At 44.2% G+C, this 25,188-nt stretch carries 27 protein-coding genes and 2 riboswitches; of the genes, 12 read left to right on the forward strand and 15 right to left on the reverse strand.

What is annotated here, in order from left to right:
* Positions 1 to 35: 35 nt before the first annotated feature.
* Both QUB30_RS20640 and QUB30_RS20645 read right to left on the reverse strand, forming a co-directional pair.
* Positions 36 to 1,127, reverse strand: a complete 1,092-nt coding sequence (locus QUB30_RS20640; protein WP_333336954.1) for an RNA-guided endonuclease TnpB family protein — start codon at positions 1,125 to 1,127, stop codon at positions 36 to 38.
* 266 nt (positions 1,128 to 1,393) lie between these two features.
* On the reverse strand, positions 1,394 to 2,770 hold the full coding sequence (locus QUB30_RS20645; protein WP_333336956.1) for an NB-ARC domain-containing protein: 1,377 nt from the start codon (positions 2,768 to 2,770) through the stop codon (positions 1,394 to 1,396).
* A 436-nt stretch (positions 2,771 to 3,206) separates the two neighbouring features.
* Here QUB30_RS20645 and QUB30_RS20650 point away from each other — a divergent pair, with 436 nt between their 5' ends.
* From QUB30_RS20650 to QUB30_RS20685, 8 genes are all read left to right on the forward strand, one after another.
* Positions 3,207 to 3,950 (forward strand): hypothetical protein, encoded by a 744-nt coding sequence (locus tag QUB30_RS20650; RefSeq protein ID WP_333336958.1) that lies wholly within the window; start codon positions 3,207 to 3,209, stop codon positions 3,948 to 3,950.
* 103 nt (positions 3,951 to 4,053) lie between these two features.
* The gene (locus tag QUB30_RS20655; RefSeq protein ID WP_333336960.1) at positions 4,054 to 5,703 is read left to right on the forward strand and encodes a peptidoglycan-binding domain-containing protein; all 1,650 of its coding nucleotides are present in this window, start codon (positions 4,054 to 4,056) and stop codon (positions 5,701 to 5,703) included.
* Between the two features lie 74 nt (positions 5,704 to 5,777).
* Positions 5,778 to 6,548, forward strand: coding sequence for a DUF2272 domain-containing protein (locus QUB30_RS20660; RefSeq protein WP_333336962.1), 771 nt, complete (start codon positions 5,778 to 5,780; stop codon positions 6,546 to 6,548).
* 21 nt (positions 6,549 to 6,569) lie between these two features.
* Complete coding sequence (locus tag QUB30_RS20665; RefSeq protein ID WP_333336963.1) at positions 6,570 to 7,451, forward strand: SH3 domain-containing protein; 882 nt, start codon at positions 6,570 to 6,572, stop codon at positions 7,449 to 7,451.
* A 191-nt stretch (positions 7,452 to 7,642) separates the two neighbouring features.
* Complete coding sequence (locus QUB30_RS20670; RefSeq protein WP_333336965.1) at positions 7,643 to 8,023, forward strand: hypothetical protein; 381 nt, start codon at positions 7,643 to 7,645, stop codon at positions 8,021 to 8,023.
* A 5-nt stretch (positions 8,024 to 8,028) separates the two neighbouring features.
* On the forward strand, positions 8,029 to 8,364 hold the full coding sequence (locus QUB30_RS20675; RefSeq protein ID WP_333336968.1) for a hypothetical protein: 336 nt from the start codon (positions 8,029 to 8,031) through the stop codon (positions 8,362 to 8,364).
* Positions 8,365 to 8,761: 397 nt separating this feature from the next.
* Positions 8,762 to 9,001, forward strand: coding sequence for a DUF4258 domain-containing protein (locus tag QUB30_RS20680; protein ID WP_333336970.1), 240 nt, complete (start codon positions 8,762 to 8,764; stop codon positions 8,999 to 9,001).
* 4 nt (positions 9,002 to 9,005) lie between these two features.
* Complete coding sequence (locus tag QUB30_RS20685; RefSeq protein WP_333336971.1) at positions 9,006 to 9,248, forward strand: YgiT-type zinc finger protein; 243 nt, start codon at positions 9,006 to 9,008, stop codon at positions 9,246 to 9,248.
* A gap of 37 nt (positions 9,249 to 9,285) precedes the next feature.
* Here QUB30_RS20685 and QUB30_RS20690 read toward each other — a convergent pair whose 3' ends face one another.
* From QUB30_RS20690 to QUB30_RS20730, 9 genes are all read right to left on the reverse strand, one after another.
* Positions 9,286 to 10,134, reverse strand: a complete 849-nt coding sequence (locus tag QUB30_RS20690) for an ABC transporter ATP-binding protein (RefSeq protein ID WP_333336973.1) — start codon at positions 10,132 to 10,134, stop codon at positions 9,286 to 9,288.
* Positions 10,135 to 10,263: 129 nt separating this feature from the next.
* A complete protein-coding gene (locus QUB30_RS20695; protein ID WP_333336975.1) occupies positions 10,264 to 11,130 on the reverse strand; it encodes a methyltransferase domain-containing protein in 867 nt (288 codons plus the stop codon).
* A gap of 19 nt (positions 11,131 to 11,149) precedes the next feature.
* Positions 11,150 to 11,590: a hypothetical protein gene (locus tag QUB30_RS20700; RefSeq protein ID WP_333336977.1), complete on the reverse strand. Its 441-nt coding sequence runs from the start codon at positions 11,588 to 11,590 to the stop codon at positions 11,150 to 11,152.
* Between the two features lie 161 nt (positions 11,591 to 11,751).
* Positions 11,752 to 11,896, reverse strand: a riboswitch (cobalamin riboswitch).
* 38 nt (positions 11,897 to 11,934) lie between these two features.
* Positions 11,935 to 12,513: a Uma2 family endonuclease gene (locus QUB30_RS20705; protein ID WP_333336978.1), complete on the reverse strand. Its 579-nt coding sequence runs from the start codon at positions 12,511 to 12,513 to the stop codon at positions 11,935 to 11,937.
* Positions 12,514 to 12,723: 210 nt separating this feature from the next.
* Positions 12,724 to 14,154: an ABC transporter substrate-binding protein gene (locus QUB30_RS20710; RefSeq protein ID WP_333336980.1), complete on the reverse strand. Its 1,431-nt coding sequence runs from the start codon at positions 14,152 to 14,154 to the stop codon at positions 12,724 to 12,726.
* A gap of 295 nt (positions 14,155 to 14,449) precedes the next feature.
* Positions 14,450 to 15,499, reverse strand: coding sequence for a DUF2207 domain-containing protein (locus QUB30_RS20715; RefSeq protein ID WP_333336982.1), 1,050 nt, complete (start codon positions 15,497 to 15,499; stop codon positions 14,450 to 14,452).
* A 268-nt stretch (positions 15,500 to 15,767) separates the two neighbouring features.
* Complete coding sequence (cbiQ, locus tag QUB30_RS20720; RefSeq protein ID WP_333336984.1) at positions 15,768 to 16,562, reverse strand: cobalt ECF transporter T component CbiQ; 795 nt, start codon at positions 16,560 to 16,562, stop codon at positions 15,768 to 15,770.
* The gene (locus tag QUB30_RS20725; protein ID WP_333336985.1) at positions 16,559 to 16,891 is read right to left on the reverse strand and encodes an energy-coupling factor ABC transporter substrate-binding protein; all 333 of its coding nucleotides are present in this window, start codon (positions 16,889 to 16,891) and stop codon (positions 16,559 to 16,561) included. The genes cbiQ and QUB30_RS20725 overlap by 4 nt, the downstream gene beginning before the upstream one ends.
* A 3-nt stretch (positions 16,892 to 16,894) precedes the next feature.
* Positions 16,895 to 17,614 (reverse strand): energy-coupling factor ABC transporter permease, encoded by a 720-nt coding sequence (locus QUB30_RS20730; protein WP_333337084.1) that lies wholly within the window; start codon positions 17,612 to 17,614, stop codon positions 16,895 to 16,897.
* A gap of 61 nt (positions 17,615 to 17,675) precedes the next feature.
* Positions 17,676 to 17,822: riboswitch (cobalamin riboswitch) on the reverse strand.
* Between the two features lie 257 nt (positions 17,823 to 18,079).
* Here QUB30_RS20730 and QUB30_RS20735 point away from each other — a divergent pair.
* The 3 genes from QUB30_RS20735 to QUB30_RS20745 are packed head-to-tail and all read left to right on the forward strand — an operon-like array spanning position 18,080 to position 20,622.
* On the forward strand, positions 18,080 to 18,799 hold the full coding sequence (locus QUB30_RS20735) for a Uma2 family endonuclease (protein WP_333336987.1): 720 nt from the start codon (positions 18,080 to 18,082) through the stop codon (positions 18,797 to 18,799).
* A complete protein-coding gene (locus tag QUB30_RS20740; RefSeq protein WP_333336989.1) occupies positions 18,799 to 19,038 on the forward strand; it encodes a hypothetical protein in 240 nt (79 codons plus the stop codon). The genes QUB30_RS20735 and QUB30_RS20740 overlap by 1 nt, the downstream gene beginning before the upstream one ends.
* A 9-nt stretch (positions 19,039 to 19,047) precedes the next feature.
* Positions 19,048 to 20,622: an FAD-dependent oxidoreductase gene (locus tag QUB30_RS20745; protein ID WP_333336991.1), complete on the forward strand. Its 1,575-nt coding sequence runs from the start codon at positions 19,048 to 19,050 to the stop codon at positions 20,620 to 20,622.
* 397 nt (positions 20,623 to 21,019) lie between these two features.
* On the opposite strand, the gene QUB30_RS20750 is transcribed toward QUB30_RS20745, so the two are convergent.
* The 3 genes from QUB30_RS20750 to QUB30_RS20760 are packed head-to-tail and all read right to left on the reverse strand — an operon-like array spanning position 21,020 to position 23,886.
* Positions 21,020 to 21,352, reverse strand: coding sequence for a DUF2834 domain-containing protein (locus QUB30_RS20750; protein ID WP_333336993.1), 333 nt, complete (start codon positions 21,350 to 21,352; stop codon positions 21,020 to 21,022).
* Between the two features lie 59 nt (positions 21,353 to 21,411).
* A complete protein-coding gene (locus tag QUB30_RS20755; protein ID WP_333336995.1) occupies positions 21,412 to 23,544 on the reverse strand; it encodes a pentapeptide repeat-containing protein in 2,133 nt (710 codons plus the stop codon).
* Positions 23,545 to 23,559: 15 nt separating this feature from the next.
* On the reverse strand, positions 23,560 to 23,886 hold the full coding sequence (locus QUB30_RS20760) for a hypothetical protein (protein WP_333077325.1): 327 nt from the start codon (positions 23,884 to 23,886) through the stop codon (positions 23,560 to 23,562).
* A 97-nt stretch (positions 23,887 to 23,983) separates the two neighbouring features.
* Here QUB30_RS20760 and QUB30_RS20765 point away from each other — a divergent pair, with 97 nt between their 5' ends.
* Positions 23,984 to 24,433, forward strand: a complete 450-nt coding sequence (locus tag QUB30_RS20765; RefSeq protein WP_333336997.1) for a hypothetical protein — start codon at positions 23,984 to 23,986, stop codon at positions 24,431 to 24,433.
* A 102-nt stretch (positions 24,434 to 24,535) separates the two neighbouring features.
* On the opposite strand, the gene QUB30_RS20770 is transcribed toward QUB30_RS20765, so the two are convergent.
* Complete coding sequence (locus tag QUB30_RS20770; protein ID WP_333336999.1) at positions 24,536 to 25,183, reverse strand: Uma2 family endonuclease; 648 nt, start codon at positions 25,181 to 25,183, stop codon at positions 24,536 to 24,538.
* Between the last annotated feature and the right edge of the window lie 5 nt (positions 25,184 to 25,188).

The following is a 25,188-nucleotide window of genomic DNA, read 5'->3' on the forward strand; positions in this document are numbered from 1 at the left end:
AACTCAATCCTCATGGATTACCCTGTAGAAGCCAGTCATCCCCCGATTTCGCGGTTTCGACTGAACGAATCGCACTTCATGGCAGCGTTAATGTCTCTGTCCCGTACAGTGTGACATTTAGCACATTTCCAGCTACGAATATCTAAACTCAAACTTTCCACTTGATGCAAACAGTGGTTACAAATCTTGGAACTGGGAAAGAACCTATCTACTTCAATATATGTTTTCCCCGACCATTCGGATTTGTACTTTAACATGGTGCAAAATTGCCCCCAGCCTGCATCACTAATTGATTTGGCTAACTTGGGATTTCTCACCATGTTTTTCACTGCCAAATTTTCCACAACTATGACTTGGTTTTCGTCAACTAATTTACGACTTAGTTTGTGGAGAAAATCTTCCCGACATCTCGCGATCTTGGCGTGAACCTTGGCAACTTTAATTCGTGCCTTGTGACGGTTGTTAGACCCTTTTTGTTTGCGACTGAGCGATTTCTGTCTTTTGGCTAACCTCAACTCATATTTACGGTAATATTTTGGATTCCCATGCTTGGTTCCATCTGAGGTAATAGCGTAGTGAGTGATGCCCAGATCTACACCAATCGCTTTGCCTTGTGACGAGCCAACAGGTTTATCTTTACCGTCATCATAGAGGCAAGCGGCATAGTATTCGCCTGTGGGGGTACATGATACCGTGACGGATTTGAGTTTCCCGACAGGCATTCGAGATACCTTGCAGTAAACCTTTCCTAACTTGGGAAGAATTAAGTAATCCCCATCTAGTTTAATCCCTTGAGGAAAACGGAGCGATTGCTTTTGACCTTTCTTCTTGAAAGAAGGGTACCGGGCCCGTTTTTCAAAGAAGTTTAAGAAAGCACTGGATATATCTAATGCTGCTTGCTGCAAACATTGGGACGGTGGCTCTGTTAACCATTCATATTCTTTTTTTAGGAAAGGTAACAAATTAATGATGTCATTACGACTCAATCCCTTACCTGTCGAATGGTAAGTTTCGCTGGTGAGGTTCAGTGCATAGTTGTAAAACCAGCGCACGCACCCAAACGACTTAGCCAGCAATATTGCTTGCTTGCCAGTCGGATAGATTCTGTACTTGTAGGCTTTTAACATATGGCTTGGCAAACCAACATTACTATGGTAATTCAATTGGTGAAATTTGTCAAACCGTCGTGGAACGACGGGGTTTTCAACCCAAAATTTTCGATAAATTCAGCAGATTAACCGCAGCATAATCTGTCTAATTTGCTGTTCGATCGCGCAACCAAGCTAAAATATTCCCGAGGTGCTGTTTGATTGAGTTGAATTGCAGTTTCAAAATGGGTTAATAGACGTTCAATTAAAGGATACAAAATCAGTTGAATTTATGAGTTGCCGATCTAGTCTTGGGTTTGGGATTCAATTAAAACATGAGTTTTCAATAAGTTAAGTTTGTTTGCGATCATTTCTTGCTCAGCAGTTTGGAGCAAGCGTTCTCTGACATACTCGACGATCGCAGGCTGTAGCGTTAAACTTGTCGATGCGGTATTGTCTGGCGATCGCCGATGTTCGATGAGCGATCGTTCAGCCAGCGCCTCCAATGCTTCCATCAGTTGCCTTCCAGAAACTTTGGACAAAATTTCCGCTTTTAACTTCGCAGGGGTCGCTCCTTCTTGATTAATGGCGATCCAGTACATAATTTGTTGTTGTAGTGGAGACAAGCGATCGAACTGGCGATCGAGCAAATCCCACAAATCGCTAAAAACAGTATTTCCTTGCACTAAAAATGCGTGAATATCACCGCCAAAAAGTGTTTTAATCGTCGTTGCAGCAAGTTTGAGGGCGAGGGGATTTCCGCCAAAATAGTTGACAAGAACTTGACACTGCAATAGCGTTGCCTTTAATCCTTTGGCCGCGAGGATTTGCTGGCATACTGGCGGTGAAACTCCGAAGAGTTTGAGCGATCGCACGGGTAAAATTTCGCCCGATCGCACAGCAAACCCGCCCGGTTGTTCTCGTCCGGTTAAAATCAGACAACTTTGGTGCGGTTCGTCAGCAATGCGCGCCAATAACTGTCGGTAATCTTCATAGCCTTGTTGATATTGTCCGCTGCGATTTCCCCCTTGCAAAATCGACTCCAGATTGTCAAAAATTAACAAACAGCGTTTTTGTCGCAACAGTTCCATGAGAGCATCAATAGAGTTATTGTTTGTGGCTGATGAATTAGTTAAAATCGGTAAAATATTGCTGAGGATAACATCTAATCGCGGTGCTTGCTGCAAACTCCGCCAAATCGCGAATTCAAACAGAGATTGAATTTGCTGAGCGAGTTTGACAGACAGAGAAGTTTTGCCGATACCGCCAAGTCCAAAAATACCGATCAGACGAGTAGAATTGCCGCTAATCCAAGTTTCTAATGTTTCGAGTTCCTGTTGCCGGTTGTAAAATTGGGAAACATCGATCGCTTCTCCCCAATCTTGGATGCAGTTATCTGATGCGCGGCCATGCTGGTAGCGGCGCAAGACTGCTTGAAGATTGTGCTTTGAGACTTTTTCACCAAGAATTTGAGAGAGAGTTCGCCACAAAAGCGAACCGACGTGTTTAATATAATCGTGTTCGTAATAAAGTAAGCGATCGGCTAAGCGATCGGCTATTTCTTGATAAGAATGTCCTTCCCAAGTTCCCAGAAAGACGAAGGATTGAAAGTCCGTGAGTTTTTGCTGGTTGTTCGCGTGTAACAGATGGTCGATTAGGGCGATCGCCTCTTGTGCTGTCATAGCTTGCCAATTTGACCTATTCAGTAAATTTACTGATGTTTCATGAGTGCGAGTTGCTGTTCAGGAAAGAAAACAAATTGACTGAATTAACCGCAAGGTAATCCCTTTTATACTTGGCGGTTAAAACCGATACTAAACAAGCTTTTGTTCCCCCTTCCGAGACTGAGCAATAAGGGGGATATTTAACCCGGATTGGGGATGAGGTTAATTGCACAATCTCAAATCTCAAATCTCAAATCGATTGAGGAATTTACGTAAGTTTACAAAAGCTAGTCACTTTTTCTCACCGGCAGGGCGATCGGGGGGGGGTTATTCTTTGAGTTAAGGCAGAGCAAAAGCAGTTCAGACTGTTCGGAGTTAAACCGCAAATGTGCGGGAGCGGCCGATCGGAAAGAGTATTGTACTACAACTTTATTCAAGGTAGGAGTGAAAATATATGCCATCACTTTCAGTAAGTTTGAATCTAAATGGTAGTGTAGGAAAAGACGGGAAAAACCAACCTCACGATGTTCTTGCTGTAAAAAATGGATTAGCTGATTTAGGTTTTCCAGTAACGCGAGACTCGCTCGTAAACCCTGAAACAATTGACATCATTAAACTTTTTCAATCAATTATCAAGGGCCAGACCATTATTGTTGGAGATGGCAGGATTGATTTAGATGGTCCTACGCTTAAATTTCTACAAGCAGCAAATGCACCTCAATGGTTAGAAATGCCAAAAGGTTCTCCTGCTGAAGGCTTTATCAATCATGACAATCGGCAAGGAGATAATCACGATTTTGGCACAAGCTGGATGATTGAAATGATTCAAACTGCTGCCCAACTTTACCTAAATACTTATCTTTCGAGCCATCCCAGCGCTGCATTGATTCAAACGAATGACCTCAGCAAATCAAGAGGAGGTATCACATCTGCTCATATAACTCATCAAACTGGGCTGTCTTGCGATATCCGCTTACCTCGTAAAGATGGTAAGTCGGGGGGAATTGTATTTAGTGATTCTCAATTCGATCGAAATGCAATGCGAGCAATGCTCAAAGCAATCCGAAATCAGAGCAAGTATGCAATAAAACAGATTTTATTCAACGATTTCACACTGATTGCAGAGGGTCTTTGTGTAAATGCACCCGGTCATGATAATCATGCACATATTGATATTATTCCGCCTCCCCGGCAATAGAAATTTGCAAGACCCAGCTCGAATCTATTTAATTAACCCTGTTCAACGTCTGGAAAGCAAACCGTAAATCTTTTCTTAGTTAATATTTTTGGAAATTAAGCATATGGCTCTTCTTTCTGTCGGCTCGTCTGGTTCTGAAGTTCGCAGCCTGCAAGAAAAACTTGGAAAGTTAGGCTTTTTCAGTTCAGCACCATCAGGTAGTTTTGATACAGCAACAGAATCTGCGGTCAAAAGTTTTCAAACTCAACGCCCTTGGCTGCTCATTGATGGTGTTGTGGGTCCGATGACACTAGGTGAAATCGATGACTCAATTTTAGATATCAATGGAAAAGTAGAATTGGAAAAAATTGCAAATGGAACTGCTAGCCTAAGTATGGATAATCTTAAACAGAACAAAGTTTTGAGCATCGAAATTCAGAAACGATTGCGCGCTTTAGGTCTATATCCAGGTGGCAAACTAATTGATGGAGATTTTGGATCGGGCAGCCAAGAAGCTCTTAAAAAGTTCTGTAGTGAATTAAGAATAACAATTTCTGTGCCTTTTCATTTGGACTCTGCCATTGCTCAGAAAATACGAGATACTAAACAAATTCCTTCGGTTTTAACAGCGGCATCAACAGCAATAAATTTTCTCATTTCCGAATTTCAGAGACTTGTCGGTGCTAATGATGCAAAACTTGGTTTTCTGGATATGGGTGCTGCTCAATCTCCCTTCAAACATTACGGTTATCGATATCCTCAACTTTTTGAGGAGACTAAAGCAGCAAGCTTCAAGACAAGTTCGCCTCCATCTTTAAGTTTTAGTTCTTACCCAAACAGAGGCCAAGTTCCAGTCATTGATACAACTAAACTGTCATTCCTAGACCCCGATATTACAGAGGCTTGTATTTGTTTAGGTAACTTTGAAAGTGGAAACTTAACCTCAAGTTGGCTAGGGAGAAAGGCTATCGCTCCAGTTGAATGCTTGAGTGCCACAAAGATAATTCCGATTTTGAACGTACTTTGTCAACTTGGAAATAGCATTCCAGCGAATCCAAATAACGTGCTTTTAAAAAATCAAGGGAGTAATGCGAATAAGTTTGAATTGCCCAGCGCTCTCATTGATATCTGTTCTTATCGCATAAGTGTTCCTCATTCCAATGCCTTATCAGCCACATTAAACTCATTTGAGGATAATCGTGAAGCCTGGATCAAGGAACAAACAGGCAATTCTAAGCCGATTAAATTTGGAGGCAAGTACGGTATAGAGCCAACGATTCGAGTTCCAGAATTGCGCGATCAATCCACAGGTACGACTCTTTTATTATCTAAACAAGCGGCAATTGGCGGCAACTCTATCTCGGTGTATGATTTAACGCGATTTATTTCTTTGGTTGGTTGGCATTTGTTTTTATCTTCTTCTCAGCAACTGCCGAACATTAGTCAACAGGGGTTGAATCTAGCCATCATTGCTATGGGAACGGATACTGCCCGATACGTAGATACAGCAATTTCAATCCTTGGACTAGAAAATGTTATTGACTCACCTATAGTCATCTCTAAACTGGGTTTCGGCGATAGCGCTTTGATCTACACTGCGTTTGTCCAATTCATCGATCGACACGATCCATCTAGCGATCCAAAACTCAGGTCTTTTGCTTTAACATTGCGTGCTGCTAAGACGAGTACCAATGCCGAAGCAATTCGAGTAGACTCCAGCATTGCATTGGCTGTGACAGAAATTATCCGTCGAATCGTTACAGAAGCGTTTTGACCATTGTTGCGAGAGTATAGTTTAGAAGAGCCTCAACTTTATTGCAATCAAAATCAGACTGAGGAGGAAATAGCATGGTAGTCATGAAAGTTAAAACGGATAGTCTAAATTTACGTCGATCGCCAGAGATCGAACAAGGAAATATTATCACTGCTTTAGTGCTAGCTCAAGAGGTAGAAGTTATCCAAGGGAATCCGACCGATCGGTTTTGGGAAGTTACAACTGTTGTCGATGGTTCAACACTTCAAGGTTTCGCGAGTGCTGCTTTCTTACGGCAACCTGTCAGTGCAGCTAAAGAAGCATTAATCAGTGCGGCTGTTAAGGAATGGCTTCGATTTGACCGAGGAAATAAATTAGAGTATGAAGATCCTCACTATAAATATGTTGGGGAATATTGGTCAAAAATTGACTTAAATCTCGACGGTCGAGACCGAGATCAACCTTGGTCAGCAGCATTTATTTCCTTTGTCACTCGTGCTGCTGGTTATCGTGATTTTAAATTTGCGCCTGCCCACTCAACGTATGTTTATGATGCGGTAGATAAACGCAAGGCAAATGTCACGACAGCACCTTTTTGGGGATTTGAAGTAAACGAACATAAACCTCAACTCGGCGATCTAGTTTGCCGTACACGAGATGGGGTTCATATCACTTCAATGGCTTCTTTGCCAAGGGGAGGCTTTAAGAGTCACTGCGATATTGTTGTCGAAGTTAGGGATTCAAAAGTGCGAACTCTTGGCGGGAATGTGAATCAATCCGTATCAATTACTTCATATCCATTGGAGAAAAATGGTTTTTTGAGAGAAGTAAATGGTGTGTACGGTGTCTTGAGAAACAATCTATAAACAATATTTTAGGAGTTGAAAATGACAGACCTATATATCGTTAAGGCGACCGAACTCAATGTGCGTTCATCCCCTCAGATTGAGCAAAGTAATAAAATTACATCAATACCTGAAGGTCATGTGATTTCCAAGATAAGTGTTGCCGGAGATGGCTCTTGGTGGCAAATTTTAACGGTTAAAGATGGACGGACTTTAGAAGGATTTGTAGCGAGTCGATTTTTAGAGCCTGCACCTAACACGATTCAAGCAATCGGCTGGTTTAAAGAGCAGTTTAGAAGTAAGATTGAAGCCGAGATCGCAGGTACTCCTTTCAGTCTTGATCTGCTGACTGCGATCGCATTGCAAGAAACTTACTATATTTGGGGAAAACTTTACACGAAATTATCGGTCGATGATGTTTTGAAACTCTGCGTTGGTGACACTCTAGATACCCCTAAACGCTCTGCATTTCCAAAGAACAAAGCAGCTTTGTTGAGTGTAGATAAAGGTCGGGAAATGTTTAGAATTGCCCGCGAAGCTTTAGAAACTCTAGGAACTCATGTCGAAGAGTATAAAAAAGTTGCAGATAATTCTTCTGATAAGTTTTGTCATGGCTTTGGTATCTTTCAGCTTGACTTACAGTTTTTTAAAGAAGACCCTGACTATTTTCTTCAGAAGAGATGGTATAGCTTCGATGAGTGTTTAAGTAAGTGTACTAACGAACTCAAAGCAGCCATTAAACGTGCCTATGGCTCGGGAAAAACCGCTTTAACAGATGAGGAAAAAGTATATGTCGCTATTGCTTACAATCGCGGCAGCGTGGAGTTTTCACGTAAATTCAAGCAGGGACATCGAGATGACAGTGATAAATACTATGGTGAATATATTTGGGAATACTTGCAGCTTGCTAAATCAGTTCCTTAAGTCTTAGCAAGTAATGAAGGCTGCAAGTGAGATCGCCCGCACTAAGTCAAACTGCTAGCTATTAGGATGCCGATCGCACCTCGTCACTCGTTCATCTCCTCACTAAATAATGGGAAATGAAGGTGAAGAGTGCGATCGCTCTTTCTCCTAATTCAACAATTTACCCATTTAATTAATAGTTGAATTTCCAGATGCAAGAAATCCCCGAAGAAATTGAGGCGCAAATCAAAAAATGGCATCAGTATGCCTATATATTACATTCCATTTATCTATTTTTGGGAGTTACTTCAATCGTCTCATCTTTACTTGTTGCCACCTTTGTTGAAGAACTCGGAACTCATCGAACAAAAGTGCTTTCTGCAATCAGCGCAATTTCATTAGCTTTGATTAACACAACAGATGTTAAACGAAAAGGTAATGGGTTTCGTCAAGCTCAAAGACACTTAAGAGCTGAATCAATGAGATTTCACACTGGTAGTAGCTCACCGGAAAAATTAGTGGCAGCTTTCGCCGACGCAGAAGCGATGATAGGAGACGTAAATTTTGACCCAAAAAAGTTATCTGAGGATTAGAAGTTATGCTTACAACTGTGATAACATCTATCCTCACAGCTTTTGGAACAGCAATTGTTACTACTTTGGCGTCTTTTCTTCTTCAAGAACGAAGAATAAAGTTTGAGTTTGCCCAGATGCGAACTGAATTTATGGCAGAACAAGTGGCCAGACAACTTTTGGAGCATGAGAAATGGGAAAGACGTAGCTTTAAAGCAATCAAGCACAGATTAGGTGGTTTTGATGATGACGAGCTACGAAAAATACTTGTGAGGGCTGGTGCTATCAGATTTGAAGATCGAAATACCAAAGAAGAATTTTGGGGATTGATCCATAGAAATCGAGATATTTTGAATTCTTAAGTAGGACGATCGCTCTCAGGTTATTCATTAGTTAAATCAAATAAAGGAGACTACACTGCCGCAAATTGCCAACCTATTCGTAGCGCGATCGCTCTTTTCCTAGTTTGGATATCAAGATGGAAGGATTCAGGTAGTCAAAAGAACCAGGCAGTTAACCAATGAGCCGCCTCCTTCATCTCCTCACCAAATAATAGGAAATGAAGGTTGCAAGCGCGATCGCTCTTTCCCCTAGCTCAACAATTTACCGACTTACAAATCTTTACAAAATTTCAGTTTTTAAGCAAAACAGATTCATGTCTAAGTCTTGCTATGATTGGCTAGACGTGATTTGAGATAGCCTGTGTCCCGGAGTGATCTTGACCGAATCCGAGAGAGGTTTCGACTTCGCCAATATGATATGTCAGCCCACGCGATGGAAGAAATGGCGGAAGATTTGCTGACGATTGAGGACATAGAAGCAGCCGTTCTGAGCGGTCGAGTGAGTCGAATAGAAAAAGACGATCCCAGAGGCACACGATATACAATAGAAGGGGTAGCGATGGATAGGCAAACGCCAGTTGGAGTGGTTGGGCGTTTCGCCAGCAGCGGAATTTATCTGGTGATTACGGTCTACGAAGTTACTGAATTTGAGGGCTAATCCTATGTATGGATATCAATGTGAGTATTGTGAGGGGACGGTTCAGCCACGCACAGTCAAGCGTGAAGCATTCAAGCATCGAGATGGTTTTGTGATTCTTGAAGATGTGACGATTGGGGTGTGTGATAATTGTGGCAATCGTTATTACTCAGCCAATATTCTGCATGGAGTTCATGCGGTTGCAACTGGTGCAAAAACGGCAGAACGAATGGAACAGATTCCGGTTGTTCATTTAGAGTCTGCGTAGGTGACGCGGTACAACAATATAAATTGTCTAAGTCCCTTTAAAGCAGCCGACGTGCTTGTAGAATCTGTTGTTGCCAAAGCTCAAAAGCCTTTACTTTTGAGTTATCATCTTTCTCAACGATCGCCCTTATTTGCTCGATTAGCTCGATCGCCAGCGGTACGCCAAGCTGCAATTGTTCCAAAACCTCCCGCTGAGCAAAAACTGTTTCCGGTGTTCCTTCTAAAATCAGTTTTCCCCGATCCATTACAAACACCCAATCAGCCCAGCGGTAGATGAAATCGAGGTCGTGACTTGCTAAAAGGATGGTGGTTCCGGCGCTGTGAATTTGTTGGAGTAAACCGATCAATTGTCGGGTGTGACGCGGATCGAGATAGGCGGTAGGTTCATCTAGCAGCAGCAATTTGGGTTTGAGAACCATGATATCGGCGATCGACACCCGCTTTTTCTGCCCCAAACTGAGATTGTGAATTGGTTCGCAGGCGAGTTCGCTTAGATCGAATTGCTCGATCGCCTGCTGCACCTGTTGAGCAATTTCGGATTCTCTCAAGCCTAAATTGTACAATCCGTAGGAGATATCTTCTTCTACCGTCGAAGCTACTAATTGATGTTCGGGATTTTGAAAGACGAGTCCGATTTGTTGGCGCAGTTGCGTCAAAGATTTGCGATCGTAGCGCAAGGGTTCACCGTGCCAGCTAATGATTCCCTGTTGCGGTTGATACAAGCCATTTGCTAACAGAAAAAATGTAGTTTTGCCGCAGCCGTTTTGACCGATTAGCCCGCAGCGTTTCCCAGCGGGTACTTTGAGATTTAAACCCTGAATTGCCACTCGCGAACCGCAGGGATAGGAGTAGGAAATGCGATCGAATTCGAGAATCCATTGAGACATATTTGTTATTTGTTATTTATTATTTATTATTTGTTATAATCTTATTCCCAGACAGAGCCTGGGAGTAAATACCCGGAGGCTCTGCCTCCAATTACCTATTACCGATGACCGATTACCATTGTATTCGTGTCAACCTTCATCTGATTTAGACAACTGCCAAAGTTGAATTTCATAACACAAATGCTCCTCAAAAAGTTGGCCCGCCTCCAATCCTTCAACCACCAGCTTCTTGAACCAGCGACGAAATATCCAGCGCAGGAATTTATGGACGGGGGGAACTGCGATCGCAATCAAATCCGCAACATAAATCATTGTGTTCAGTCCAAACCTGCGGAAAGTATCGACATACAGGTCAATCGTCGGTAAAATATGAGCCGAAATATCCTCAGTTTTTACTACATTGAACCCCGCTTGCATCAATGCAATCTGAAGCTCTTTCACCACGTGACAGTTAGAAAACATTCCCTCTGTATAGTTAACATCAGAGCGCATCATATCGGCAAGCAGTACATAACCACCAGGATTGAGGGCAGTGGCAGCACCCTTAGCAATATCAACAGCCGACATATACTGGCTACTTTCGCTAAAGAGAATAAGATCGTAGAAATGGGTTGCTTTGAAGTCTTCAAACCTCGTGAGGTGGAAAATTGCCCGATCGCCCGTACACTGAAGAAAGCGCTGTTGTTGGAACGGATCGGGTGCGAGCCCTTCGACTGCAAAACCTCGATCGAGCAAATAAGCCGCATTTCCCCCTATCCCGCATCCTACATCCAGCACGGTTTTGATGTCTTTGGGGATAAAATCCAAGAGTTTATCTGTGTAAGCTTGCTGAGCGACGCGCAGCCGCGCGATCGTCAGTTCCTCAGCGGGCACAGGTAGGGTTTTCCAATAGCCGTAGTGAAGGTAGGGCGAATCTGTCAGGCCCAAATAGTAATTAAGCGCTGCATTTTGGTAGCGAGTTACTTTGGAAATTTCGATTGATTTTGGCTGCGACATTCGGAAAATTTAGTAAGTTTTAAGATTTTGGGCAGAGTTGAAATTCTTCCCAGCGCTTGCATACCTGTTCATAGCACTCAACAGGAGAAATTGCCAACTTTTGCAACAAATTGATATCAATCTGAGCGTTGGCGATCGACAAAAATATAATTCCTTCCTTGGGTTCGTAGCCAGCAATGATTTGGAGCAGATTTGAAACAGTGTTCTCCTCTATTTCTAGTTGTTGCAAATAAGCGGTTGCCTCCAACTCGGAAATAAATTGCAGATCGTACTTTATAGTATCTACGCTCCAATTCACAGAGCCGTTAATGGGACTATTGATTTTGCAAGCAACCAAGCCTCGTCCTCGATGCAAAAAACCATTCCAAGCAGTATGTCCGATCGACAAAATATTCTGATGAATAAACAAGTTTTGCCAGTAGCCAAAACTACCCTGCCAAACACTATCTTCAACTCGCATTTCTTTTCATTTCCATTAAAATAAGATACCCTTCAGAACACAAATCGACTTACATCAGCGTTCATCTGTGTTTATCGGCAGATATCTGCGGTTAAAAAACCCCAATCCAATAATAAAAAAAATAATAAACTCACCATCATCCATACCTCGCAGATGAAAAACAACAGGTAAACAAATCGGCGGGCATTCTGACTCAGAGAAGCAAGAATCTCCTTACAGTTGCGGGACAGCGCCGGATTCGCACCGAACTTTCCCCCTTACGTCTGATGGCTGTTCTCCATCAGAGCCGATCGATATACGGGAATATTACCACTATTTGGAACATTTGACAAAAAACCGTCCGCCTATTCACCAAACTCAATATTTTCATACAAATCGGCCAGCGAAATTTCCACAGCAACAGATGTTAAACTCAGCCGATCGCCCATACAGCTATATTCCGAAAAAATCCACTTATTCGCATCAGTTTTAGAGTATTGCTCCACCTGTCGCCGATATTGGTCGATTAATAAATACTCCTGAAAACTAGGGATAGTGCGATAAGCAGAAAACTTTTCATCTCGATCGTAAGCTCTGGTACCTTTAGACAGCACCTCAGCAATGAACACAGGATTAGTAATTGTATCCGTCCGTCCAGATTGCAGCTCGATCGATTTCGCAACCACCATCACATCGGGGTAAGTATAATTATTAAGCTGGGGAATCCACAGCCGCTGATCCGAACTAAAAGTCCGATATGGTTTCCCTTTTAACGCCAGTTTCAGCGCAACAACTAAATTAGTGGTAATTTCATTGTGATCCGGTGCGCCACCAGCCATCAGAACAATCTCCCCATTGATAAATTCATGCCGCTCCTGAGAAGAGATTTCCAATTCTAGATATTCCTCAGCCGTGTAGGTTTTGGTTTCAACTGGCGCGATCATACACAACGCTCTCCTTTAATCTACTCATTTCATTTTATATTATTAAAATTTTTGCTAATTCAACAGAAAAGTAGATTTTAATTATGCTAAGAAACAGGCAAGATGCCTGTTTCACAAAGAGGGAATTTTATTGTGGGGTGGCCATTCTGCCCGCCCCTGAAAGACTTATTGAGAATGTGCCAGATGTGAGTGCGATCGCACTTAACCAACTTACCGCAACGGGACAAAGTTATAGCCAGTGCTTCCTCCTTGTTTAACTTGCACTAAAATCGGCTTACCAGCCCGATCGCCCGTGGGCAAAAACTTCACATCCTCGCTCGATCCTGCTGCCGAGAAATTCGGATTTCTGAGTGCTTGTTGCAATCCTTCCCGCGTATTGCTTTGCCGCAAGCCAGCGATCACAGCTTGAGTCGCGTCAAAACTCGTTGCTGTTCGCCAATTCACAATGCCTCCCCAACGCTGGCGGGCATTTTCTGGGAAACGGCTACCGGGATTAGTTTCAGGATGCCAGGGAACGGGCAATACTAAGCCGTTAACGTCGCTTTGTCCGTCTTTTAAAGTTTGAAAGGTGTAGAGCGTAGTGCTGCCGTAGAGTGGCAATTTGCCTCGATTGATGCGAGCCAGAGAAATGGCACGGTCAATGCGATCGACGTGGGGCGCTACCATCAATCCTTGTGCACCTTTGCTGACAGCATCGGCAAGTGCATTTTCGGCACTAAAAGAAGGGAGTGAAAAGTCGCAAACAGTGGGAATTAATTTGCCTCCAGCAGCAGTAAGAGCAGCCACAAATTCATCTTTAAAGGAGATGTTATCGGGTGCTTGCGAGTCATAACAAACGGCAATATTAGTTTGGCGTTCTGTTTTAACTATATATTCTGCTAAGGGAGCAGCCATTAAGCTAATATTGGGTACTGTCCGAAAGATGTAGCTGCCAAATCCTGATAGATTGTTGGCAAAGCTCGTCGGTGTCACCATTACCAGTTTTTCTTGCTGATATATCGGAGCAGCTTCGAGAGATGCGTTGCTAGCATTGTGTCCAATTACTGCTAATATACTCGGATCTTTTGTCAATGTCCTTGCAACTTCTCTGACCACCTCTTGACTGTTGTCATCGTTGACAATTTCTACTTGCAGTTTTGCGCCGTTTATGCCACCGCTAGTATTGATTTCATCCTGAGCTTGGGCAACACCTCGAAGGATTTCTTGGGCGACATTGGGGTTGCTACCAATGGGGACGCTGACAGCAATTTTTAAGGAAGAACCATTGCTGGCTGTGGCATTATTCAAATAGATAATGGTTTCCGGGTCGTTGCGATTTTGTTGCAGCGATGCCTGAAAATTTTGGGCGGCAGCTTGGTAATTTCCCTCAGCAAAAGCTTGAACTCCTGCTTGTTTTTCGGGGGTTGTGTAGGATGTCAGCAATATTTGATTTCCTAAACTGATACGATTGCCGATCGCTCCCGATGCGATCTGTGCCGGTGCCGGTGTAGATGTCGATGTCGATGTCGATGGAGGTGTATTTGAATTTTTGGCATTCAATAAACCGGGAAGGAACTTGTATGCGCCAAGCCCAATTAAGCCGATGGCAATAATAAAAACAACGGGCGGTGGGTTTTTTCTTTGGTTAGTATTTTGATACATGATTTTTTTGTTTATTTTGATACAGTAATTTTTCCACAAATTACTGTTCACGTCAATTCATTTAATTCATGGATCTAGTTCATAAAAGTCATATTTGTAATAACTTTTGCAGGAAGTCCGATCGCCCTGATTCAAATTCGGCCCGCTAAACTAACGATAATACGAGAATTATCAACAATATTCCTGGACGCGCGGGAGCTCAGAAACCGGGTTTTTTGCCAGAATACTTCGTTACAACCCGCAGATTCAGTAAAAACCCGGTTTCTTTGCTTGTGATGCGTAAGTCTCGTTGATATTAACCACCGCCACCACCGCCACCGCCGCCACCGCCACCACCGCCGCCACCGCCACCACCGCCGCCACCGCCACCACCGCCGCCACCGCCACCGCTGTGATTGCTAATGACTGGAATTACTGCTTCGTACTCATTATGGTAAGAGCAGCTTCCGCAGTGGTGGGTAACTTGCTGCTTTCCTGAACGGCTAGTAGTTGCAGGAATCAAAACTTTATAAGTTCGTTTGAGATTGAACTTTTTACAATCAGGGCAGCGTCGATTTGCAATGGATGTGATAATTCCTAAAGCTGGAAAAAGTCCGAACAACATTAGAAAAAAAATGGCTCCGGGGTCTAGGAAAAAGCCTTGTTCTCCCGAAGAAGATTGAGCTTGGTTGCCAGTTTGTTGCCAACTAGGTTGAGGTATATTCAAAATTTGCTGAGGAAATGCGATTTGTACTTCTAATTCTTGTTCTGGTTGAATAGGCTGACTTGCCACAAACTCAAATGTTTTAGGATCTACTTGACGCGGAACTGCGGCTGTACCAAAATTCGTAAACGAGAGAACTTGACCTGACAAAGCTTCTGGTAATTTCACCGTAACTTTTCCCGTATTAATCGGAGCTTTGCGACCTGCTGCAATGGCTTTCCAATAAACTAGAGCCTTCTCACCATCTACCTGCAATCCGCCTACCACGCGATATTTGATGACAAAAGTATGTGATTCTGGCGGTTTTAATCGATGTTGCCAACGAATCCAAAGTTCATTGTTTTCAATCCCCGTGCTACTCGGAATTATTTGATTATTTTCTTGAACGATGACATCTTTAATTTCATCTACCTTACCTAGAGGAATATAGCGATATCGTTCAGTATTGTAGTCGGCTGTGAACACATATTTTTGGGTTTCTGTAACTAACATATCTCCGTTCGTCTGAACGTCGATGATGACGTTAATATTATCCCAGTAAAACGGTAGTTGTTGGGCTGCTGCATGAGTGACTGTGACCATAAATACGGTCAAAGAGGTCATTAAGAAATAAAGTATTTTTTTGAACTGCCGTTTGTTCATAATGTAATTTCCCTACAGAACAGCTATTGATTACTATTATTCAATAGGTTTCTTGTAAGGTCAATTCATAAAAATCATTACTTTAGTTCATAAACGTCATATTGATAAAATGAAGCTTGGGATGGTTGGCTTCTAGCTTGGACGGGCTAGAAGCCCATCTCACAATTCATTTAGAATTGCTAATGTGGTGCACCTCTAATTTTGACAGTCCTGTTTCTTGAAACCAGGAGTGGGGTGGGCTTCTCGCCCGCCCCAAAGTTTAATTAGATTAAAATACAACACCTAACAAAGTTAAAACCGTACAGCCAAACACAGCTTCAAATGTATATCTTCGCGAAGGTTTATAAGGGTAAGAATTCCAAACCCGCAGTTCTCCATTAAAGCCGCGCGAGGCTAAACTCAGCGATACTTGACGGTAGTTTTCCAAAGTTCGCTGAAGCAATTGCCCGATTAAAATGCTTAAACTCTGCATTCCCCGCTTCCAAGTGCGGTAGCCACAGCGAGAGTTTTGAGCAATCCAAAGTTCATCGGCGATCGCCAATAAGCTAAAAATAAACCGATACATTAGTAATAGCAGTTCCGTGACTAACTCTGGACAGCGTAATTGTCTGAGAATTTGCAAGATTTCGGTAAATGGCACCGTCAAGAGGATGAAATACATACAGCTTGTCGATGCGAAGGCGCGGGCAAACAGCCAGCTCACTTGGTATATTCCGGTGCGGCTCACATACAGATAAAAAGTGCCGGTGCTAATGCCCCAACCTTGCCAAATATCCCACTGAATTGCAGGGATACGATCGCCCGCAACCGCACCCATCGCCAAAGCAGGCAAACTTGTCAGCAAAAACATCAACGGTAGCGACAGCAACCGCAAATACAGTTTCCCCGGAATACCCGCATAGACGACGATCCAGACGGCCAACCAAAGGGCGATCGACAATTGGACGATCGCCCCAGAAACTAGAGACAGAATTAAAAGGGCGATCGCAAAGGATAACTTGTGAGATGGCGGCAACCCCCGCAAGCGATTTGTATAAGCCAGACTGTCAATCTGATGGTTCATTCCGACGATTTACGATCGGACTGCTGCCGAGATTGCGATCGGCCTTTATACAACCCAATGACGTACCCAACTACGCCAGCCCCCATTGCTGCTTGAGACGCAAACAATAGACTTGAAATTTCTCCGCTAGCCGGCTCAAACAAGTGATTGAACCAAGGTTTATAACCCGGTTGAATTTCAGTAATTGCTTTCTTAGCTTGGTCATCGGCACCACCATATTCACCTCGCACAAAAACGAGAGGAAACGCTGCCAGAACCATCACCGCGCCAGCCAACAGCCAATTTTGCCGCGAAGTAGATTGGTTATTTTTTGTAGGTTTTTGATTCACGGCTTATGACTCCTGTCTCAATAATTTCAAAGTTTCCAACTCCGGCTTCCCGTAAGAATGCAGCCAATTCCAGACCAATAGAGTCAGCAATCCCTCACTGATAGCCAGCGGTACTTGAGTGATAGCAAAGATGCCCGCAAACTTGAGAAACGAAGCCACAAAACCGCCGCTGGCTGCCGGAAAAGCTAACGCTAATTGAATCGAAGTCACCACATAAGTCAGCAAATCTGCCAAAGCCGCCGCACAAAAAATTGCCGCCCGCTGGCTGCCAGTTCGCAACAGCAATTGATAGATAAAATAGGCAGCGAAAGGGCCGACAATCGCCATCGAAAACATATTCGCTCCCAGCGTTGTCAAGCCGCCATGCGCTAACAGTAACGTTTGAAACAACAGGACTAAAGCCCCCAGTACAGCCATCACCGAAGGGCCGAATAAAATTGCACCCAAACCCGTACCCGTTGGGTGAGAACAACTGCCCGTTACCGAGGGAATTTTTAAAGCAGAAAGCACAAAAGTAAACGCACCCGCCAAAGCAAGCAAGAGTTTAAGTTCCGGGTGTTCTTTTGTAATGCGAGTAATCGATCGCAAACCTACTGCAAAAAAAGGCAGCGCCACCATCCACCAAAACGCAGCCCATTGCACCGGCAAAAAACCTTCCGAAATGTGCATAGCTGCGGCGGGCGTTGCCGAGCCCAAGACAATATAACAACTCAAGCCAGCCATCAATCCCAAGCTGACCAATTTCCGATTTCTGGCCTTCACGCTGAACCTCGCAGATGAGACTATGTAAATTAACACATCGGCGGGCATCCTGACTCAGAAAGCGACATGACCTTCATTACAGTTGCGGGACAGCGCCGGACTTGCACCGAACTTTCCCCGTTTCCTCTAACGGCTGCTCCCCATTAGAACCGACTGGTTAGACATAGTTTAGTCGATCGCGTAAGTCTCAGCAAATTTTTTACAAAAATTCATTCAGATTAACTCAGTCGAGATTACCTATTTTCTTGGTTCTATTGTTTCTCTTCCTTCGCGACAATAGCGCGAACGCGCCGCTTCGCTAACGCGCCTTCGCGGTTGGTTAAATAAATATTCTTTTAGTATTTATAAAGTAGTTTGTAGCCAGATCGACAACTATCGCAAAACAAGTAAACGCTATAATCTTAGTGAGTTTTGAGGAAAGCCGCCATGTTAGATTACAAATTTCCGAGGCACTGGCCCTCAGCCGATGAACTACCAGACTCAGATGAAAAGCCTGTGGATAACGAACTGCAAGAACTAATACCAGGGTTGTTAAAAGCAATCTTGCTGATACTTTGGGCAGAACGCATGGACTGGTTTTTTGGCATAGATATGGGTATTTATCATCACCCTGACGAACCGCCCATTGTCCCAGATGCTTTCTTAAGTTTAGGAGTAGAACGATTTTACGACGAAGAATTGCGCCCCAGTTACGTGCTGTGGGATGAAAATGTTCTGCCTACTTTTGTGCTAGAAGTTGTTTCCCCAACTTATCGCAAGGAATACAGCACAAAATTGGAGACTTATCAAACTTTAGGCGTACTTTATTACGTCATTTATTCTTCTCGCCGCCGCCGTAAACCTCATTTGGAAGTACACAAGTTAGTCAATGGGAAGTACGAGTTACAGCCAGGACATCCAGTTTGGATGCCTGAAATTGGTTTGGGGATTGGTTGTGAAAGGGGAAGTTATTCTGGGGTGACAAGGGAGTGGTTGTATTGGTATGATGCCGATGGAAAACGTTATCTGACTCCTGAAGAACAGGTGAAAGAATCAGCCCAGCGCGCCCAACAGGAATCGCAGCGCGCCGATCGATTGGCTGAACGTTCCGATCGATTGGCTCAGCGATTGCGAGAGTTGGGGATAGATCCTGATAATCTGAGCTGATGGCAATCAAGAGCACCAGACTGACGGACTCTGGACGCTTAGAAACCGGGTTTTTCAACCGAGGTCGATCGTCCTCAACGAAAGCTTTTCTGGAAAAAACCCGGTTGCTGCATCCAGGAATAGGTGAATATTTATCGCAAAAATCAGGAAAGATGCAGCTAGATTTGGAAAAAACAGAGAGTTTGACGGGAAACATTGAGATGCAGCTCAAAAAAATGACAATCAGCAGAGGTTATTAAATAATGGTCATGGATCTGCGTTCTTACGATGTCATCGGCTTTGGTGATGAAGTTCCAGGAGTTTTAGCTGTTATCTCGGCTGCCAGAGAATATCGTCGCCGGACAAAGCGTTATCCGCGAGTTCTGCTGATGTCTAAAGGAAGCTTGCAAGAAGGAATTGGCGGGCATTTGGTAAGAGGCGGCCTTGCTTATTTAGATAGAAGTCAGATTAGTCAAGAACTTCAAAAATCTTTAAATTTAGATATATTTGGTTCACCGGCGGCAATCTATAAAGAGTTCCTGCAAAAATCAGGTGTCACCGCAATTGCACTTGACCCCCGCAAAGCCAGTGCAGCGCTGAAAGAAATGCTGTTACAAGCTGGAGTCGATCTCCTCAGCAAAGTAGAAATTCAATCAGTCAATAAAGAAGGTCAGAAAATTGCCAGTATAACCACATCTAAAGGCATAGTTTATGCCGGCAAGCAATTTATTGATGCCACTGTCAATGCCGAATTAGCTCAAGCCGCCGGCGTGAGAAAGCTAAAGGGATTTGAAACATTTGGTCTGCCTAATTCAGAACTTCCAGTCACCCTCGTTTTTGAAACCCAAGGACTCAGTGCAAGAGCACTGAAAGAACTCGATTACATTTATCTCAAACGCTTCACAAACCTTGCCGATTCCGAGAGTCAATATTTTTTGCTGTACGCGGCAGGCAAGGATGCCAAACTAGCAGAAGAACTTCGGCGGGAAATGATCGACACTAGAGGCAATCTCAAAACTCTGTGGGCGGGTAACGATTACATAGATGTTCGCTCGCCGGCTCTGTCTGTAGCTTACCACTCCTTTAGAGGAATAAAACTATCTTTTCCTGAAACCGGCGTAATTTTAGATGAGGGAAATATAGCAATACTTCCAAATCAAAGACTTTCGTGGAATGCGATTTTATTTGCAGTCAGCGCCAGCGAAGCAGAAGCCTTAGCGAGAAGCGGGAGCAAACCCACGGCTAATATGCAAAAGGAGATGTTATTTCTTACAACTTGGCTGAGGAGTTTGGGGGCTACTTCTGTTACTTATGCCTCAGAACTTTATATCAGACACGCCGGCAATGTGACGGGAGTTGTAGAACCTTTAACTGGCGCACAAATGCTGTTAGGTGGCGTACCAGTTAATGAGGCACTGGCAACATTTAGCTATCATTTTGATGTACGCGGAGGCATCCCGGGTATTGGCGAGAAAGCAAACAGTCTAGGATGGTTTCAAAGTCTGAGTTTTAAACAGCCTATCTTTAATATTGGCATCCGCCACGCATTAATTAAAAACGTTCCTAACCTGGCAGTAGTCAGTCCCTGTTCAGGATTTGAAGGGTTTGCCTGTTCTGTCGGCAGAATAGTTGAATTCAACGCCGCAGTTGGTCAAGGTGTGGGTATCGCTGCGATTAATGCGCTTCTAAATAACAAAAATCTAGCCGATGTATCTAACCGAGAAGTGAGACAAGTTCTCGCTGAAACAGGTCAGCTACCTAAAATTTTTGGAGTTGCAAATAATGGTGATGGAATGCTACTGGCGCAATTTGAGAATCTGGTCAGTTCGGATGCTATTGCGTAATAGCAATTTCAATTATGACTTACGCATCAAAACCTGCTGAAACCTGGTTTTTTACGCTGTTCTGCGGTCTGTAACGCGTCTTTCGGAAAAACCCGGTTTCTGACCACCCGCGCGTAAGTCCTATCAATCAACAATGCAGTAGTAGGTTGGGCCCGTAGAACGAAACTCAACACAAAAGTTTTTAGGAAGAAATGAGTGAAATTGCTATTAATATTAGGCAACCTCGAACGAGAACTATTAAGTTGATTGGTAGTGATAACTTTAATCCTCATAAAATTCTGAGCACTTCTGTCATCACTACAAACCTATAACAGTGATTTTACCGGAAATTGTACAATACCTCGATCGCCTGCACTGAATTATTGTGCTGCGCGGTAATAACCGGTTAAACAACTTTTCAACTTGAGACTTCACTTGATGTTTCCAGCTTGGTTTCCCGCACAAACAAGAAAAGCGGGAAAGCGCATGAAAACGAAACAAGCACACCCAGAAGTAAGTACAGCCATACAAAACTTATATCCAATCGTTTCGACTCGACGTACATCCAAGTGCTTCCTGCTACAGTTGCGATAAACAAATCTAAACTTACCGATTTCGCAGCAAGATTAGCCGAACTCTCGTTTACAAAGTCGAGCAAGCCAGCATTGCTAAAAAACTGCAAGTTATAGTACCAAGGCAGCACAAGCCCCAGAATTGCTAGGATGAGATAAATGATTCGCTTAATGCTCATAATTTTACCCTACCAGTTCTTTGCTCAACTGTATTACCCTACTCGCTAACAACCAATCATTAATTCTTCTGCGGGCACTTCGGATGAATCCCCCCCTGCAAACAAATGTAAGCAATTTGACTTTTATCTAAATTCTTAGCCTCCGCAAAATCAACTCCTTGGAATCGACCCGATTTACTACCAGTCGGACTTTGAATAAATTGATCCGGAGCTGTTTTCCCCAGAAACACAGCGCCTTTAAAATTCACGCCCGCTAAATTTGCGCCCCTAAAATCAACCGAACTCACCTCCGCATTCCGCAAATTAGCATCTTGCAACCGAGCATCTTTTAAATTCACGTTGGCGAGTTTAGTCGAACTCAAATCGGCATTTTGTAAGTTTGCGCCGCTCAAATCAGCACCGGACAAATCAGCACCTTGCCATTCCGATTTAGACAAATTTGTCAAGGACAACTGAGCGCCTTGAGCCTTCACTTTTGCCAAACGCGCGCCTGACAAATCTGCTCCTGACAAATTCGCGCTTCCTATATCTGCCCCGGTAAAACTTGCATTTTTTAACAGTGCTTCCTGCAAATTGGCTCCAATTAAAATAGCACTGCTGAAATTAGCTGCATTCAAATTGCCGTTTGACAAATTAGCTTTGTTCATGACAGCGCGCACAAAAGTAGTCCGGTTCATTACAGCACTGTTCAAAGACGCCCCGGTCAAATTTACTCCTTCCAAATTAGCGCCGCTCAAGTCAGAAATCCAATCGTCAAAGGTAGCCGGACGCCTGTCTTCGCCGGTGCCGTAAAAGCGAGTTCCCTGGAAGCTGGCATTGGTTAAATTGGCATTTCTCAACTTAATTCCCGACAAGTCAACTTTGTTTAAAACTAAAGTAAACTGAGACGGGCCTGCAGGACTTTGAGCTAAATCTGTGCGACTGAGATCCGCGCCGTTGAGTTGGCTGCTATACACTGTGAGAATTTTGCCGATCGCCCTTTGTACTGTTCGCTGGCGGGCGGCCGCTAACTCGCGTTCCGGGGCCTTGCCGCCAAAGCGCAGGGAATCGAGATCGTTGCTGAGGGCTTGATTCAACCGCTGCAAGTCAGGCAAAGCTTTCGGCCCGCTACTGACTAAAGCTTGCTGGATCGCGTCCAACATGGCGCGGTTGTCTTCTTGAGCTAGCAAATCCGCTAGCAGGGGTACGGCGCGGGAGTCTTCCACCGCCCCCAAAGCCAAAATGGCCGATCGCCTGCCCGATGCCCCGCTAGCTGATGTGGGAGACAATTTGCTGACTAAAGCTACAAATAATTCGTCGTTCCGCTGCCGGGAATCCCGCATATTTGCTTGACTTTGAGTGTAGATGAGAGTGCCGACAAACAAAGTTAAAATCAATCCCGCGCTGCCGACGGTAACTATCACCAAAGTTGTGCCTGGGTGTTGGCGCATCCAATTCCACAAACTGGCATTTGCTTTCAGCCCGGTTTGCGGAGTCACAACCAATGCCGCAATCTGCGCGTCTTCCTCAGTCCAATCTTGAGTCGGGACAGGAGTGTCAGACAGTTGATTCGATCGAGCGTTGACGACCAAAGTATTGGCGAGGCGATCGTGTCCGGATTGCCGTTTGTTGCGCCATGCAAAAGCGCCGTCTGCGAGCACTGCCAAGCCGCTGAGCCCCCCTAAAATCAGCAAATCAGGAAACGCACCGCTCAAGCGCCAAATGCCGTAAGCGACGCCCAGAGGCACTCCCCAGCGCCCCAAACTTTCGCGAATTAGCACTTGCCCAAAACCCGGAGGAGTACCCGACGCTGTGACCACTTTGACCCCGAACCAGCGTTTGGGGAGAGTTTGACCGGTTCTGGCGAGCAAAAACAGTTGCCACCCCGCTAAAACTGCCGGTGCCAGCAGCGCCCCTGACCAGAATAGATTAGTTAGGGGTGCGACTCTGGGGCTGCGATCGCGCACGGGTATGCCCAAGGTACGGGCGACGGTTTCGGATGCTGCTGCTACTGAGGAATTGAGCGGCACGGTTTGAGATTCCTGGTTGACCAATGCCCCGATACTGAAGGGAACGAGGGCGCTGGCCGCAATTAACGAAATTTCCACAGCCCAAGCGCCGCACCTGCGAACCAGCAGTGGCATTTGCTTGGATTGTGTTTGCCAAGACGGATCGGGTTGATTGATGCCGCTGGGCGCGGTGGGGTTAGCCATATTTAGAAATTCCTATTATTTGTCGTTAGTATTTGAGGACTGGGGGGAAATTGCCAATTTATACGCTATGTAGATTAGCACTCCGAGAACGGCAAGAGTCATCAGCGCTGAAATTAGCTGTACGACACTATTAAAGACTGTCAGGACAATTATCGCTCCGACGGCAAAGGCTGCCACCTGCCCCGGTTTGGGGAGTCTTTGAAACTTGTCCAGTAATTGATTGTAGAAGGTTCCGACGGCTTGATAGCTGTCTGAATTTTGTGTGATGAGTGGCGATCGTTCTACTTTAGCTTTTAGTTCTCCGAACGCTTGCTGCCAATTGAAGTTATTTTGAGGATTCATAAAAAAATTCCGAAGTTATTTTAGATTAATGTGTTTGGAACAGCCGTTATCCCCTACCGTCAAAGAACTAGAACCAAATGTCATTGTGTGAGGAAACATGAAGATCCATTATCCGGGCGATCGCGGCAAACTGTGGTTTAGCCCGATCGTGACCGTAGCCTTGGCAATGATTTTAGCGGATGCCGGTGCCCTTCGGAGCCAACCGCTACAAATTGCTCCGGGATTTCCCGAACCGCTGGGAGTTTCTGGAGTTTCCGGCGGCCCGAACAATAGCGGCGACTGCGGTTTTGTCTCCCAAGCACCCAACCACGTTATCGAAGTAACGCAGGATTTGCCTTACTGGCGGATTGCAGTACAAACCGCTGGAGCTCCAAGTTTGATGATTCAGGGGCCGAGGGGGCGTTTCTGCGTGCTGCCGGCGAATGCTGCTGCGGGGAATGTAGAATTTTCCGGTTATGGGGACAAGGGGACTTATGTTATTTTTGTGGGCGATCGATCTCAAGGTCAACACCCTTACTCTCTCTCTATTTCCCAAAAGCGAAATTAAAAATACAACGGAATTAGGAGGCTGGCTGTGAGAAAATGGCTTTTTTGCGATCGTAAATAAGCCGGAGTTCTGACAGCAAGTGCGGGGAATAGGGATTTCATATCAATTTTTTATTTGGTCTTTAACCCACTTGCGAAATAATCTGAGAGTTTGACTCGTCCCCACTGTTTGGCTTTGTTCGCAATATTGAGAAATAGCTTCAATAATTGGCAGATTGGGAAAAATCGGACTAATTTCCGATTCAACATATTTCCCATCTTGAAGCACATTAATCAGAAGCTTCTTATTTTCATAGCGCCATATTTCCGGTACTCCCAGAGCTTCGTAAGCGTCCAGTTGAGTTTTGGAAGTTAAATCGACTTCAATTGCTAAGTCAGGCGGCGGATCGACAGTTAAGTCGATCCGCTTTTTGCCAATCATTAGAGCGTAATTCTGAATGTAAAAGCAGTTGTCAGGTTCAATTCCTTGTAACATACTTTTTCGCTTAAAAGTCGTCGAACCAAAACATTCTCGATCAATTTCAAGTTCTTCGAGTAAGATTTTCACCATATCGCCAATGATTTCCTTATTGAATTCATGTTCTGGTAGTGGCATCCTAATCTCCAAAGTTCCTTGACTGTAAGCTATTCTAGAGCCACGGTGTTCTCCCAACTCTTCTAAAATTGCTTCAAATTCCTGCCACTTGACATCATCTAACAGCACTCTATGTCCAGGTGGTACAATGATTTGTCTTAATTGCAGCGTTACCATTTGAA

Source organism: Microcoleus sp. BROC3 (assembly GCF_036702515.1).
Classification (GTDB): Bacteria; Cyanobacteriota; Cyanobacteriia; order Cyanobacteriales; family Microcoleaceae; genus Microcoleus.